Genomic DNA, 14284 nt, shown 5'->3' with positions numbered 1-14284 from the left:
ACAAGAGTGAGAGACATCTTGCGTTTTGAACGCTTCCTCAAGTTGCTTCAAGTGCAAGGCAACTGAATCCTCTTACAGTTGCCTTGCTGCAGAGCCTCAACTAAACAGAGTTCCCGAAACCTGCGTGCCGTCTGCAAGGTAGAAGAACTCGATGGTATTGGATCCGGCGTACCAGTCCTCCAATATCACCGTGGCATTTTCATACCCTGTGCCAGGCTGCGCGTCGGCATGAGATTGAAGGACGAGATCGTCCCCTATTCTCATGTTATCAAAATCCGCCAAGGACTGGACCCTGTCCAAATACACAGCGTCACTTCCTCCAATGCCGGTGTCCTTGATTGTCGCCGCGAGAAGCATGTTCACCTGGTAGGTATCGCCGTCGCTGCCGCCATCTGCAAACCCTTGGCCCGATATTAGGTTCAGAGTGTCGTTGCCGTCGCCACCATAGAGGTGGAATTCGCCAGCTCCGCTGAAGAGCGTATCATCGCCGCTGCCGCCATGAAGCTGATCGTTTCCGCCACCGCCATTCAGCGTATCATTGCCGGTTCCGCCGGTGATGATGTTGTCACCGGCATTGCCGGTCAGGGTGGTGTTGCCGGTTCCGGTATAGGTGAGGCGCTCGACATTGGCGTAGTTCGCCATCGAATATGACGTTGCAGAGGTGCGGATCTCGTCATCGCCGCCGCCTGCCGCTTCGGTGATGACGGTGTTCTGGGAGCTGACGACATAGGTATCGTTGCCGCCGCCGCCCTGCAGCGTCTGGGTGGTCGTGGCAGTCGAGCCGAGCGTGTCGTTGAAGGCAGAGCCGATGACCTGCTCGATGTTGAGGAGGCGATTGCCTTCCGCATCGCCGCCCGATGCGACCGTCGTCACCCCGCCAGCCCCAAGGGTCACGTTGACGGCGGCAGCCGAGCTGGAATAGCTCACGGTGTCGGTGCCGACGCCGCCGTTGAAGGTGACGGCCGTGCCGTTGCCGACGAAGGTGTCTTTGGAGGAAGAACCGATGTACGCTTCGATGCTGCTGAAGGTGTCGCCAGCGGCGTCGCCGATGTGGACCCCGGTCTTCAGGTTAACAGTGACCGTGGCCCCCGCATTGGCATAGCTGGCGGTATCCGTACCGGCCCCACCGATCAACTGGTCGGCGCCGGCGCCGCCAATCAGCGTATCGTTCCCCGTTCCACCTGATATGACGTTGTTGCCGGCATTGCCGGTCAGTGTCGCATTTCCGGTACCGGTGAAGGTCAGACGCTCGACATTGGCGAAGGCGGCCATTGAATAGGTTGCCAGCGTGGTGCGTATCTCGTCCGTGCCCCCGCCAGCGGTCTCCGTAATCGTCACGCCTTGGTTGCCGGCAAGATAGATATCGTCTCCGGCTCCTCCGACGAGGGTGTGTCCAGAAGTGGAAGAGGCCAACGTGTCGGCAAAGGATGATCCTACGACACGCTCGAAGTTGACCAGAACGTCGCCGGCCGCATCGCCGCCGCTGACGACGTTGGTCGTCAGGTTGACGTTTACCGCAGCACTGGAGAGCGAATAATCGATCGTATCGAGGGTACCGGCTCCACCGTTTAGATTGTCCGCCGAAGCTGAGCTGAAGAAGGTGTCGTTGAAGTTCGAACCGATGAACGCCTCGATGCTGTCGAAGGTGTCGCCGGCGGCGTCGCCTGTGTGGACCCCGGCCTTCAGATTAAGAGTGATCGCAGCCGCCGCATTGGCATAGCTGGCGGTATCCGTCCCCGCACCGCCGATCAGTTGATCGGCGCCGGCGCCGCCGATGAGGATGTCGTCGCTGGCGCCGCCAATCAAGGTGTCGTTGAAGTTCGATCCTGCGAATGCTTCGATGCTGTCGAAGGTGTCGCCAGCGGCGTCGCCTGTATGAACGCCGGTCTGCAAATTAAGGGTGATTGCGGCCGCCGCATTGACATAGCTGGCGGTATCCGTCCCCGCACCGCCGATCAGTTGATCGGCGCCGGCGCCGCCGATCAGAATGTCATCGCCATCACCGCCGGTGAGGGTATCGTTGCCCGTTCCTGCGGTGATGATGTTGTTGCCGGTATTGCCGGTCAGAAACGCGTTTCCGGTACCGGTGAAGGTCAGACGCTCGACATTGGCGTAGTTCGCCATTGTGTAGGATGTCCAAGGAGTGCGGATCTCGTCGTCGCCGCCGCCTGCCGCTTCGGTGATGATGCCGGCTTGGTAGGCGACGACATAGGTATCGTTACCGGCGCCGCCCTGCAGCGTCTGGCCGGCCGGGGCGGTCGAGCTGAGCGTGTCGTTGAAGGCAGAGCCGATGACCTGCTCGAAGTTGAGGAGGCTGTTGCCCTCAGCGTCGCCGCCCGATGCGACCGTCGTCACCCCAAGACCGAGAATCACGTTGACGGCTGCAGTCGAGGCGGAATAGTCGATGGTGTCGACGCCGCTGCCGCCGTCCAAGGTGATGGTCATGGCATTGCCGATGAAGGTGTCGCTGGCGGCAGAGCCGCTGATCACTTCGATGCTGCTGAAGGTGTCGCCTGCCGCATCGCCGGTGTAGACCCCGGTCTTCAAATTAAAAGTGATCGCGGTCGCCACATTAGCATAGCTGGCGGTATCCGTCCCTGCGCCGCCAATCAGCTGGTCCGCACCCGCGCCGCCGGCGAGGGTGTCGTTGCCGGTGCCGCCGGTAATGACGTTGTCGCCGGCATTGCCCGTCAGGATCGCGTTTCCAGTGCCGGTGAAGGTCAGTCGTTCGACATTGGCGTAGTTCGCCATCGAGTAGGATATCGCGGTGCGGATCTCATCGTCGCCGCCGCCTGCCGCTTCGGTGACGACGGCGCTCTGATAGCTGACGACATAGGTATCGTTGCCGGCGCCGCCCTGTGCCGTCTGAGCCGCGTAGGTCAAGACGAGCGTGTCATTGAAAGCCGAGCCGATAACCTGCTCGATGTTGACGAGGCTGTTGCCCTGGGCGTCGCCGCCCGATGCGACCGTCGTTACCCCAGGATTACCGAGGGTCACGTTGACCGCTGCCGTGGAGGCGGAATAATCGACGGTGTCGATGCCGCTTGTCCCATCCAAGGTGATGGTCATGCTGTTGCCGATGAAAGTATCACTGGCGCCAGAGCCTCTGATCACTTCGATGCCGCTGAACGTGTCGCCTGCCGCATCGCCGGTGTAGACCCCGGTCTTCAAATTAAAAGTGATCGCGGTCGCCACATTCTCATAATTGGCAATATCCGTGCCCGCACCGCCAATCAGCTGGTCGGCGCCCGCACCACCGGTGAGGGTGTCGTTGCCGGTGCCGCCGGTGATGATGTTGTCGCCGGCATTGCCCGTCAGGGTCGCGTTTCCAGTGCCGGTGAAGGTCAGTCGTTCGACATTGGCGTAGTTCGCCATCGAGTAGGATATCGCGGTGCGGATCTCATCGTCGCCGCCGCCTGCCGCTTCGGTGACGACGGCGCTCTGATAGCTGACGACATAGGTATCGTTGCCGGCGCCGCCCTGTGCCGTCTGAGCCGCGTAGGTCAAGACGAGCGTGTCATTGAAAGCCGAGCCGACAACCTGCTCGATGTTGACGAGGCTGTTGCCCTGGGCGTCGCCGCCCGATGCCACCGTCGTTACCCCGGGATTACCGAGGGTCACGTTGACCGCTGCCGTGGAGGCGGAATAATCGACGGTGTCGATGCCGCTTGTCCCATCCAAGGTGATGGTCATGCTGTTGCCGATGAAAGTATCACTGGCGCCAGAGCCTCTGATCACTTCGATGCCGCTGAACGTGTCGCCTGCCGCATCGCCGGTGTAGACCCCGGTCTTCAAATTAAAAGTGATCGCGGTCGCCACATTCTCATAATTGGCAATATCCGTGCCCGCACCGCCAATCAGCTGGTCGGCGCCCGCACCACCGGTGAGGGTGTCGTTGCCGTCGAGACCAGAGATTTGATCGTCTCCGCTCGTGCCAACCAAAGTATCATTACCTGCCGTCCCTGTAATAACAGCCATTTTTAGCCCCTGGCGTTTCAAATATTGAAAAGAATGATGTTATTCGTCCCGAAACACGTGTTCGGCGTGGTCGCTGGCTGGTTTCATGAGATAGGAGAGGACCGTTCGATCCGTCGTGCGGGTGAAAATGACCTGAGCGCCAACATATTGATGTTGCACGAAAAAGAGAACGAGCTACCTAAAGCGGCTAGACAACTCCGATACCCGTCAGGCTGCATCCTATCCAAGCACCGCATCCCCTTCGCCAGAATAGTTCCCCGCGAGATCGTTACGGGGATAGAAATCTAGGCGCAACTTTTAATTTCAAACCTTGACAGCACACGAAACTCATGCCCGCCGTAGATCAACCCCGCTGACGGCGATCGAACTAAACCGATATTTCCGATTGAATCCAGCCTCTTAAGGTAATATTCTTATTAAAAGAATGAGAAATTGGGTGCCGCGAATTTCGTCGTCTCGGAGAAATATCCAACAATGTTTTGCACGTTCACTGCAGCAGCAAGCGCCTGCATCAATTCATGCCGAAAACCCGGAATCTTGTCGGCTATCTGGAACAAAGGCGAACTCTCTCCCGGTCCTTTTCCGGGCTATTTCATAATCATCGAAGTCGGAATAATGCCGAGCGCAATCGCAAGATAGCCAGCGTGACGCGGCCCGCGCGCGTCGAGTTTTTCTGTGGCGGAATTCAAGGCAGCTCGCACGGCGGTACCCGAAACCGAACGCATGTCGCCAATCTGTTTGATTTCATAGCCGCCAACGTAAAGCGCCAGATAGTCCGTTTCCTTGGCAGTCAATGCGGAGCTACGAAACGTCCGAGCTGCGGGTTGAACCTCGATCTCAGCGGTCCGAAGTTGAATGGCTTTGCCAATTTGAATGAGCAATGGCAAAGCGCGCGCCTTAAACGCCGCCCAATCGTTCCCTTCAAGATTTGATGTGACGCTGAACAGCGCCCGCCCCGCCTGGGCATCAACAAGTGGTATGGAGACGCCATTGTTGCCAACGCCATGGCGCTCGGCTTCCGCGAAGAAGGAGGCGGTTTCCTTCGACGCAGACCTCAGATGCCTCCAGTCCACCGGCTGAGAGGCTTTGCGTGCCGCGATCTCGATGGGATCGGTCCGAAGATAGTTTTTCGACAGATAGAGTTTCTTCCACTTGTCCGAATAGGTCGCGGCAATCAGTCGATCATCGGCCACACGGCCGGGAATGAAGAGAGCTTGATAAGCAAGATTGGCAGCTCCAACCAATGTGCGTAGTTGATGGACAATCGCCGAAAGATGGCCAATTTCACGAAGGTTGCGGACGCAGTCGAGTGCCTCCTGCAGGATATGTTGGTCGGCGGGCATTTTCTTCCGATATCGATATTTTCAACCAGTGGCAGACCGAGGCCGTCCAGGCATCCTCATACGCAAGTATTGCAACGAGCATTTTACAGCAAAGGTTGTATTTATCCAATCTGCATGATTTCACGGGTAAACCCTCGTCGTTGGTAGATTAAAGCGCCGTTGCGACTCCCGCTCTACAGGTCGACCTAGAAGCCACGGCGTTTCACTCGTGCCGCAGCGCCTCGATGGGGTTCAACTGCGCTGCCCTTCTTGCCGGGAAATAACCGAAGATCATGCCGATTGCCGCGGAGAACAGGAAGGCGACGGCGACCATCAGGGGGCTGAAGACGAAGGGCACCTTCAGGAGTGTCACGGCGCCGAAGCCGAGGCTCAGGCCGAGCACGATGCCGGTAATGCCGCCAAACAGCGACAGTGCCACGGCTTCGACGAGGAACTGGGTGAGCACCTGGTTTTCCAGCGCGCCGATCGCGAGACGAATGCCGATTTCGCGGGTGCGCTCGGTGACGGAGACCAGCATGATGTTCATGATGCCGATGCCGCCGACGAGCAGGCTGATCGCAGCGACGGCGCCGAGCAGGCCGGTCAGCAGCGTCGTCGTGCCGGTCATCGCCTCGGCAATCTGGGTCATGTCGTTGACGTTGAAATCGTCCTGGCGGCCGGGCACGATCTTGCGGCGCTCGCGCAGGAGATTTTCGACATCGGACTGCACCTTGGCTGTGGAGACGCCGTCGCGCGCCGAGATGATGATCTGCGGCACGTTGCTGCTGCCGCTGATGCGCCGCTGAAACACCTTGACCGGCATGATGACGACATCGTCCTGGTCGTTGCCCATGCCGGACTGGCCGCGTTTGGCAAGCACGCCGATGACGGGGCACGAAACCTTGCCGACGCGGATCTGCTGGCCGGTGGGGTCGGCGCTGCCGAAGAGCTGCGAGCGCACCGTCTCGCCGATGATGCAGCGCGCCTGGCCGCGTTCCTCTGCGGGCAGAAAACTGCGGCCGAGCGCCAGGTTCCAATCCTGTGCGATGAAATAATCATTCGTGGTGCCCGACACGCTGGTCGAATGGTTCTGGCCGCCGAAAATCACCGTCGCCGTCGACTGGTTGAGCGGCGCCACGGCCCTGAGGCCGCCGATCTGGTCGCGGATGGCCGCGACGTCCTTGACGCTGAAGCGCTTGGCCTCGGAGCTCGCCCGGCCGGGGCCGAACTGGCCGGGACGGACGAACAGCATGTTGGTGCCGAGCCGCGACAGCTCGGTCGAGACCTGTGCGGTCGTGCCGTTGCCGATCGTCACCAGCGCGATGACGGCGGCAACGCCGATGACGACGCCGAGCACGGTCAGGAACGAGCGCAGCATGTTGCGGCTGATCGCCCGCAGCGCCAGCTTCAGCGTCTCAAAGAACATGATCCGCCCTCCTCCGGTGCTCGACTTCCGTCTCCAGCTTGCCGTCGACGAAACGCAGCAGCCGCTGGGCATAGGCGGCAATATCGGGCTCGTGGGTGACCATGACGATGGTGATGCCCTGCTCGCGGTTCAGCCGCGTCATCAGATCCATGATCTCGACGCTGGTCTTCGTATCAAGATTGCCTGTGGGCTCATCGGCGAGCAGCAGCGCCGGCTCGGTGACGATGGCGCGGGCGATGGCGACGCGCTGTTGCTGGCCGCCGGATAGTTCCTGTGTCTTGTGATGTTCGCGCCCGGTGAGGCCGACGAGCGCCAGCGCTTCGCGGGCCCGCTCGCGCCGCTCGCGCACCGCCATGCCGCGATAGATCAGCGGCAGTTCGACATTTTCGACGGCCGAGGTGCGCGACAGCAGGTTGAAGCCCTGGAAGATGAAGCCGAGCATGTGGCGGCGCAGCAGCGTCAGCTGGCTGCGGTCGAAACCGCTGGTCGGAATGCCTTCGAAGATGTAGTCGCCGGCGCTCGGCACGTCGAGGCAGCCGAGAATGTTCATCGCCGTCGACTTGCCGGAGCCAGACGGCCCCATGATCGCGACGAATTCATGGGCGTTGATCGCAAGGTCGACGTGGTCGAGCGCGCGGATCGCCGCCTCGCCCTCGCCGTAGACTTTCGAGACCTGTCTGAATTCGATGAGCGGCGGGCTTGCCATCCGTCTCTCCGCCTAGTTCGCACGCGTCGTGGCGTCGGTCACCAGTGCGTCGTTTTCCTTGAGTTCGCCGGAGACGACCTGGGTGAACTGGCCGTCGGAGGAGCCGACCTGGATGACGACAGGCGCTGGCCGGCCGCTGCGCAACACCCAGACGCGGCGCTCAGTGCCCTTCAGCGCCGGACCGGCATTGTTGTTGCGCTGGCGCGGCGGGCCGAAGATGCCGAAAATACCGCGGCCGCGCCTTTCCGCCTGCGCCGGGGCGTAGCGCAAGGCGGCGTTCGGCACCATCAGGGTGTCCTTGACGGCCTCGACGGTGACATCGGCCGTCGCCGTCATGCCGGGGCGCAGCAGCAGATCGGCATTGTCGACGGATAGAACCGCCTTATAGGTCACGACATTGTTGACCACTTCGGAGGCGAAGCGGATCTGCTCGATCTCGGCGGGAAAGGTCCGGTCGGGATAGGCGTCGACCGTGAACTTCGCCTTCTGGCCGACGGCGATCTGGCCGACATCGGCCTCGTCGACATCGACCTGCAGCTCCATCTTCTTCAGGTCGCCGGCGATGGTGAAAAGGATCGGCGCCGAGAGCGAGGCTGCGACCGTGGCGCCCGGATTGACGGAGCGAGTGAGGACGACGCCGTCGATCGGCGATATGATCTTCGCCTTGGCGAGATTGACTTCGGCGAGCTGCAGGTCGGCCTCCGAGGCGAGGACCTCGGCCTCATTGATCTGTTTGGCGGCGACGGCGGAATCATATTTGTAGCTGGCGTCGTCGAGGCTCTGCTGGGTGGAGACGTTGCTCTTGACCAGGCTCTTCAGCCGCTCGAGCGAGGTGCCTGCCGATTGCATGTCGGCATTGGCTTTGACGACGTTCGCCTTGGCCGAATTGAGCTTGGCGCGCGAGCTCTTCACATCGGCCTCGAGCTTGTTGGTATCGAGGAGAGCGAGCACTTCGCCTGATTTGACCGTGCTGTTGTAATCGACATTGACGTCGCGAACCGTGCCGGAAAGCTCGCTCGATATATCCACCTGCTCGGTCGGCTGCACGGAGCCGGTGGCGGTGACGAGCACCGTCAGGTCACCGCGTTTTGCCGGCTGGGTGGCATAGCTCACTTCGCTTTGCCCACGGCCCATATAAAAGTAAGCGGCGACTGCGGCAGCGGCGATAAGGATCAGCAGGATGAGCAGACGTCCGCGCCAGCGGCCACGCTTGCCCTGCCGCCCCGATGCGGCAAGGACCGCGGCGAGATCGGACGCTGCGCCTGTCTTTGCTCCGGTTTCGCTGCCGCTTACGATTTTGTTCATGTCGTCCTCAATCCGTCAGTGGCCGCCTGCGGCCTCTGCTGCGAAATAATCACAGTGCAGATGAACCGGCGATTAGCGTTGCCGCCGAACTGGCACGGAATTGCAGATGGGTGAAATGAAATATTGGTAAGGAAAGTCAAGTTTTCGATGAGCAAGCGTCCGTCAGTTCGCATCCTCGGCAAATTGGCCCGCGTCCGGCAAAGGATGCAGCCACGGTTCACGCCGCTTGATCCAGACCTCATAGCTAGGGGCAAAGTCGGTTGGCGGACTGTCGAGCGAGCCCAGGCGGAGTTCCGCCTCATCATCCCTAAGGCAGAAAAGCCTGCCGCCGCAGGTGGGACAGAAACTGCGGCCGGCGAAGGTGGCGATCTCGCCGCTGTGGGAAAAAGCCTGGCGCGGCCAGACCGCGAAGAAGGTGAAGGCGGAGCCGCTCGATTTGCGGCAATCGGCGCAGTGGCAGAGGCCGGTGCGAAGCGGCTCGCCTTCCACCCTGTAGGCCACCGCTCCGCAAAGGCAGCTTCCGGTTCGGATCCCCATGGCGCCCGTCAGGCGTCGAGATTGGTCGGCAGGCCCGGTGGGCGCCGCTTTGCGGCCATCAACAGGTCGAGTTCGGTGGCAGACGGGCCGAACTTGTCGTAGAGGCGCTTTGCCTCCTTGTCGTCCAACCGGTATTTCCTGGCAAATTCGCCGATGCTGTAGGGGCGGCCCCGCAACACTCTTCGCGCCGGGGTCGCCGTATTCGGTGCGTCGGTCATGGTTTTCTCCTTTTCGTCAGGTATCCCTTAAGCTAGAGCGACCCGTCGATTTGGAAAGAGCCGGCGAGCCGTATCAAGGCTTTCCGGCGTGGATGGATGCGGTTGTTTTCCTGCAACCTTTTCGCCGAGATGCGCATTTTCGGACCGAGGTTGCGGGCCGCGCCAAGCGGACGCGGCGGTGCTGGAGAACATCGGGATTTTTCCGCTTTCTCCGGATGGCCAACGAAATGGCAGTCGAGTTCCCTACCCGCCCGGTTCGCCTCCTCATCCGCTCTTTTCGAACGGAAAACCGCTGCCCACTTTTGCGCGACATTCGTTAAGACAGACGCCGACCATCTTCGCCGAAAAGGTGCAGGACGGCGGGGTCGAGGTGCAGCGGCAGGCTGTCGCCGGATTTCATCCGCTGCTGGCCGGCAAAGACCGCGATCAGTTTCTTCCCGCCTGCGTCGGCGTGGACGACGGTCTCTGAGCCCAATTCCTCGACAAGAGTGACGCGGGTATCCAGCCTGCTCGCTGAGCCCGCATCGGCAAGGGTGATGTGTTGCGGCCGGATGCCGATGCTGACCCTTTCGCCCGCCGGGCGTGCCTCCTTGGCAATCACGGAAAGACGATGGCCGCCGACGGTTTCGACCTCAGCGAAACCGTGCTCGTGACCGACAATCGCACCTTCGAGAAAATTCATGTGCGGCGCGCCGATGAAGCCGGCGACGAAGCGGTTGGCCGGCCTGTTGTAGAGTTCCAGCGGTGTTCCCACCTGCTCGATCCTGCCGCTTCTCAACACGACGATGCGGTCGGCCAGCGTCATTGCCTCGACCTGGTCATGGGTGACGTAGATCATCGTCGCCTTCAGGCGGGCGTGAAGGGCCGCCAGTTCGGCCCGCATGCTGACCCTGAGTTCGGCGTCGAGATTGGATAGCGGCTCGTCGAGCAGGAAGGCATCCGGCCGCCGCACGATGGCGCGGCCGATCGCCACGCGCTGGCGCTGACCGCCGGAGAGCTGGCCCGGGCGGCGCTGCAGGAAAGGCTCGATCTCCAGCATGCGCGCGGCGTCGGTGATGCGCGCTTCGATCTCCGCCTTCGCCACCTTGGTGTTCTCGAGACCGAAGGCGAGATTCTCCCTGACGCTCATATGCGGATAGAGCGCATAGGACTGGAAGACCATGGCCAGCCCGCGATCGGCGGCGCTGATAGCGGTAACATCCTTGCCGTCGATGGCGATGCTGCCGCCAGTCGGCTTATCGAGGCCGGCGATGAGGCGCAGCAGCGTCGATTTTCCGCAGCCGGATGGGCCGACGAAAGCGACGAACTCGCCGTCGTTGACATGAAGCGAGACATCGCGAATGACCTCGACGGCGCCAAAGTTCTTGACGATGTTCCTGAGCTCGAGCCCGCTCATGCACTCTCCTGTTTTCTTCTTTTAAGGTGGCCTATTTGAGCCCCGAGCCGGCAATGCCCGTCGTGATGAAGCGCTGCAGGAAGACGAAGATCAGCACGACCGGGATCATCGAGACGACGGTCATGGCGAGGATATAGTGCCATTGCACATTGAGTTCGCCGGCATAGACGTTGAGGCCGACCTGCAGCGTATAGAGTTCCTTGCGCGAGAGCACGATCAGCGGCCAGAGGAAGTCGTTCCAGCGCCAGACGACCGAGAAGATCGCCAATACCGCCAGCGCCGGCGCCGACAGCGGCAGGATGATGCGCCAGTAGATCTGCCATTCGCTGGCCTTGTCCATACGCGCGGCGTCGAGCAATTCGTCGGGGATCGTCAGCATATATTGCCTGAGCAGGAAGACCCCCGTCGGAGTGGCGACCGTCGGCAGGATGACGCCCCAGAGGCTGTCGAAGAGATTCAGCGTGCCGATAACGGAATAGAGCGGCACGACGATGACCGAGAGCGGCACCATCAGCGTCGCCAGGATCATCAGCATGACGGCGGTGCGGCCGGGGAACTGGTATTTCGACAGCGCGAAGGCGGCCATGGAATTGACGAGCAGCGTAATCGCCGTCGCCACGACGGTGACGAAAACGGAGTTGCGCAGAAACAGAAAGAAATCGAAGCGCTGGAAAGGTTCGGTGTAGTTGCCGCCGGCGAATTCGACCTGGCGCACCGGTGTGCGGTCCTTGATATTCGCCTTGACGATTTCGCCCGGCTGTTTCGGATCGACCATCTGGCCGATAATGCCGATGCGGCGAACTTCGGCGAGCACGCGGGTGCTGCCATCCGGCATTGCGACATTATAGAGCGGCAACGGCTTGTCGTAGCCCGGCACCACTGCCTGTTCGGTGACATAGGGCAGGACGGATGGCGGGAATTCGGCAAGGGCCGCGGGCGTCTTGAACGAGGAGAAGACCAGCCAAACAGCCGGACCGAACATCAGGAAGACGCCCGATATCAGCCAGATCCACGTGACGACATCCGTCCAGTGCCAGCCGCGACCGCGGCGGCGGAGCATAAAGGCAGAGACAGCGCTCATTGGCGCGCTCCCTTCTTCTCGTTGCGGTTACTGACGCCGAGCTGGATCAGCGTCAGGATGACGAGCACGATGCCCATCAGGATCGAGGCGGCGGAAGCCAGCCCCGGATTGCGCAGCGAACTCGCAAAGCCCGTCTCATAGATATATTGGGTGATGTACATGGTGCTGGTGCCCGGTCCGCCGCCGGTCAGCACGAAGACCTCGTCGAAGATCTGCACGGCGCGGATCAGCGCCAAGACCAGCACGACGATGAGGTTCGGCATCAGCAGCGGCAGGGTGATGCGCCGGAAGATGCGGGTCGGACGGGCGCTGTCCATCGCCGCCGCCTCGTAGAGATCCCTCGGGATCGCTTGCAGGCCGGCCAGCAGGATCAGCGTATAAAAGCCCATATGCGCCCAGACCGAGACGAAGACGGCGAAGAAGAAGGCCCAGAAACGATCGCTGAGCCAGGAGAAGGGCTCGAAGCCGAAGGGGCTCAGCGCATAGTTCAACAGGCCCTCACGCTGCAGGATCCATTTCCAGATCAGGCCGACGACGACGGGCGACAGAAGCACCGGGAAGAAGAAGACGGCGCGCCAAAAGCCGCGATTGGAAAGCTCGCGGTTGAGGATCAGTGCCGTTGCGAGCGCCGCGATCAGCATCGCAGTCACCTGGAAGACGACGAAGACGGCGGTGTTGCGCACGGCCGCCCAGAAGGTGTCGGCCGCGCAGGTCGAGGGGTCGAGGTAGCTGCGGCAATCGAAGAGGATGCGGTACTGGTCGGCGCCGACATAGGTCCTGTTCTGCAGGAAGATGGCGCTGCCGCTCGTCGTCGAATAGATGAAGTTGATGACCAGCGGCAGCAGCACGAAGACGGTGAAGATCAGCATGTTAGGCGCCAGGAAGATGCCCGCCATGCCGTTCAGCCCGGTCAGCTTCTGCCAGGCGCGCATGGGAATGTCGACGAGCCCCATGACAAGCCGGACAGGCGCAAGGAGCGCCTGTCGCAGACCGGTTTTAACAGGTGGTTCAGAAGAAACCGTCTTCGCCGTCATCTGTTCTTCCGTCAGTTGCCGGCGACCTTGGCCTTGATGTCCTCGTCGATGCGGGCATAAGCGTCGTCGAGCTTCATTTCGCCGGCGATCACCTGGCTGATGCGGGCGACGATGGCGCTGTAATAGGCGTCCGACCACTTCCAGCCCGGCAGCTTCATGGCGGGTGCCGCCGTCTGACCGGCCACTTCGACGAAGGCCTTCAGCGCCGCCTGCACATGCGGATTGTCGGTCTTGAACTCCATCTGGCCGGCGGCGACGCCCTTATGCGCCGGAATGAACAGGCTGCGTTCGGCAAATTCCTTCTGCACGTCGGCACCTGCCAGGTAGTCCATCACCTTGGCGACGTCCTTCGGGTTCTTGGTGTATTTGACGGCCACCAGACCGGCGCCGCCCTGCATGCCGGAGCATGCGACAGAACCGCAGGGGCTGCCCGCCATCACCCAGTCGAAATTGTCGCCGATCTTCTGGGCGAAGCCCGAAACCTGCCAGCTGCCGGAATAAAGATAGGCAAGGCCGCCATTGATGAAGTCCTCGGCGGCGGAGCGGTAGGTGGTGCCGGCAGCACTCACCCAGACATCCTTGTTGATGGTGCCGTCCTCGTTCCACTTGACGAAGCGGCCGAGGAAGTCCTTGGCGCCCTGATCGATCGGCGCCGGCTTGCCGTCGGCGGAGATATAGTTGGCGCCGTAGGAGATATTCGGGCCGGAGACGCGGTGGCCGGAGCGGTCGATCGCCATGGCGAAGACCTTCTGGCTGTCGGCGACCTTCTTGGCGGCCGCCGCCCAATCGTCCCAGGTGGCCTTCGGGCCTGGAATTTCGACGCCGGCCTGCTCGAACAGCGTCTTGTTGACGAAGCCGCCGGTGAGCGTCAGCTGCGTCATGAAGCCGGTGATGGCGTTCGAGCCGTCCGGACGCATCCAGTCGGCCTGGGCGCCGAAATTGTCCTCCCAGTATTTCGCGTCGGTGAGGTAGGGCCGAAGATCGAGCCAGTGCTGGGCCGGCGCCTTCAGATTGGTGAGGCGGGCGATATCCGGCCCCTGCCCGGCTTCGAGCTGAACCGGCAGCTGTTCCTTGACGACGTCGTAGGAGACCTCGTCGAGGATGACGTTGACGTCGGGATTGGCCTTGGAGAAGCGCGAGAGCAGGTCCTTGATCACCTCGCCTTCGCCGCCGTCCGAATACCACATGATGCGCACGTCACCGGCATGGGCGGCAACGGAACTCAAGAGAACTGCAGCAAAAGCCGCGCCGATCGATTTCATTCTGGTCATTTTTTCCTCC

11 protein-coding genes are annotated in these 14284 nt (G+C 61.4%); all 11 read right to left on the bottom strand.

The window, feature by feature from the left end; genetic code table 11:
• Nucleotides 1–96: 96 nt before the first annotated feature.
• Complete coding sequence (locus tag B5P46_RS23915; protein ID WP_129420873.1) at nt 97–3978, bottom strand: beta strand repeat-containing protein; 3882 nt, start codon at nt 3976–3978, stop codon at nt 97–99.
• Between the two features lie 587 nt (nt 3979–4565).
• Nucleotides 4566–5321: a helix-turn-helix transcriptional regulator gene (locus B5P46_RS23910; RefSeq protein ID WP_129420872.1), complete on the bottom strand. Its 756-nt coding sequence runs from the start codon at nt 5319–5321 to the stop codon at nt 4566–4568.
• A gap of 202 nt (nt 5322–5523) precedes the next feature.
• A complete protein-coding gene (locus B5P46_RS23905) occupies nt 5524–6726 on the bottom strand; it encodes an ABC transporter permease (RefSeq protein WP_129420871.1) in 1203 nt (400 codons plus the stop codon).
• On the bottom strand, nt 6716–7432 hold the full coding sequence (locus tag B5P46_RS23900; protein WP_129420870.1) for an ABC transporter ATP-binding protein: 717 nt from the start codon (nt 7430–7432) through the stop codon (nt 6716–6718). Before B5P46_RS23900 ends, B5P46_RS23905 begins: the two co-directional genes overlap by 11 nt.
• A 12-nt stretch (nt 7433–7444) precedes the next feature.
• Complete coding sequence (locus B5P46_RS23895) at nt 7445–8737, bottom strand: efflux RND transporter periplasmic adaptor subunit (protein ID WP_129420869.1); 1293 nt, start codon at nt 8735–8737, stop codon at nt 7445–7447.
• A 162-nt stretch (nt 8738–8899) separates the two neighbouring features.
• Entirely contained in the window at nt 8900–9274 is a 375-nt protein-coding gene (locus tag B5P46_RS23890) for a GFA family protein (RefSeq protein ID WP_129420868.1), read from the bottom strand.
• Between the two features lie 8 nt (nt 9275–9282).
• Nucleotides 9283–9492, bottom strand: a complete 210-nt coding sequence (locus B5P46_RS23885; protein ID WP_003539563.1) for a hypothetical protein — start codon at nt 9490–9492, stop codon at nt 9283–9285.
• A 316-nt stretch (nt 9493–9808) separates the two neighbouring features.
• Nucleotides 9809–10888, bottom strand: coding sequence for an ABC transporter ATP-binding protein (locus tag B5P46_RS23880; RefSeq protein WP_129420867.1), 1080 nt, complete (start codon nt 10886–10888; stop codon nt 9809–9811).
• Nucleotides 10889–10919: 31 nt separating this feature from the next.
• Nucleotides 10920–11969 (bottom strand): carbohydrate ABC transporter permease, encoded by a 1050-nt coding sequence (locus B5P46_RS23875; RefSeq protein WP_129420866.1) that lies wholly within the window; start codon nt 11967–11969, stop codon nt 10920–10922.
• A complete protein-coding gene (locus B5P46_RS23870; RefSeq protein ID WP_129420865.1) occupies nt 11966–13003 on the bottom strand; it encodes a carbohydrate ABC transporter permease in 1038 nt (345 codons plus the stop codon). The genes B5P46_RS23875 and B5P46_RS23870 overlap by 4 nt, the downstream gene beginning before the upstream one ends.
• A gap of 11 nt (nt 13004–13014) precedes the next feature.
• Entirely contained in the window at nt 13015–14274 is a 1260-nt protein-coding gene (locus tag B5P46_RS23865) for an ABC transporter substrate-binding protein (protein ID WP_129420864.1), read from the bottom strand.
• Between the last annotated feature and the right edge of the window lie 10 nt (nt 14275–14284).

This window comes from Rhizobium leguminosarum (genome assembly GCF_004123835.1).
Taxonomy (GTDB): domain Bacteria; phylum Pseudomonadota; class Alphaproteobacteria; order Rhizobiales; family Rhizobiaceae; genus Rhizobium; species Rhizobium leguminosarum_M.
The sequence above is the reverse complement of the archived record's forward strand: the minus strand, read 5'-3'. Positions and strand labels throughout refer to the sequence as shown.

Excerpts from the sequence above, each read along its gene's own strand:
- B5P46_RS23915 (WP_129420873.1), bottom strand. The coding sequence starts at position 3,978 with ATGGCTGTTATTACAGGGACGGCAGGTAATGATACTTTGGTTGGCACG.
- B5P46_RS23865 (WP_129420864.1), bottom strand. The coding sequence starts at position 14,274 with ATGACCAGAATGAAATCGATCGGCGCGGCTTTTGCTGCAGTTCTCTTG.
- B5P46_RS23890 (WP_129420868.1), bottom strand. The coding sequence starts at position 9,274 with ATGGGGATCCGAACCGGAAGCTGCCTTTGCGGAGCGGTGGCCTACAGG.
- B5P46_RS23870 (WP_129420865.1), bottom strand. The coding sequence starts at position 13,003 with ATGACGGCGAAGACGGTTTCTTCTGAACCACCTGTTAAAACCGGTCTG.
- B5P46_RS23885 (WP_003539563.1), bottom strand. The coding sequence starts at position 9,492 with ATGACCGACGCACCGAATACGGCGACCCCGGCGCGAAGAGTGTTGCGG.
- B5P46_RS23905 (WP_129420871.1), bottom strand. The coding sequence starts at position 6,726 with ATGTTCTTTGAGACGCTGAAGCTGGCGCTGCGGGCGATCAGCCGCAAC.
- B5P46_RS23895 (WP_129420869.1), bottom strand. The coding sequence starts at position 8,737 with ATGAACAAAATCGTAAGCGGCAGCGAAACCGGAGCAAAGACAGGCGCA.
- B5P46_RS23880 (WP_129420867.1), bottom strand. The coding sequence starts at position 10,888 with ATGAGCGGGCTCGAGCTCAGGAACATCGTCAAGAACTTTGGCGCCGTC.
- B5P46_RS23900 (WP_129420870.1), bottom strand. The coding sequence starts at position 7,432 with ATGGCAAGCCCGCCGCTCATCGAATTCAGACAGGTCTCGAAAGTCTAC.
- B5P46_RS23910 (WP_129420872.1), bottom strand. The coding sequence starts at position 5,321 with ATGCCCGCCGACCAACATATCCTGCAGGAGGCACTCGACTGCGTCCGC.
- B5P46_RS23875 (WP_129420866.1), bottom strand. The coding sequence starts at position 11,969 with ATGAGCGCTGTCTCTGCCTTTATGCTCCGCCGCCGCGGTCGCGGCTGG.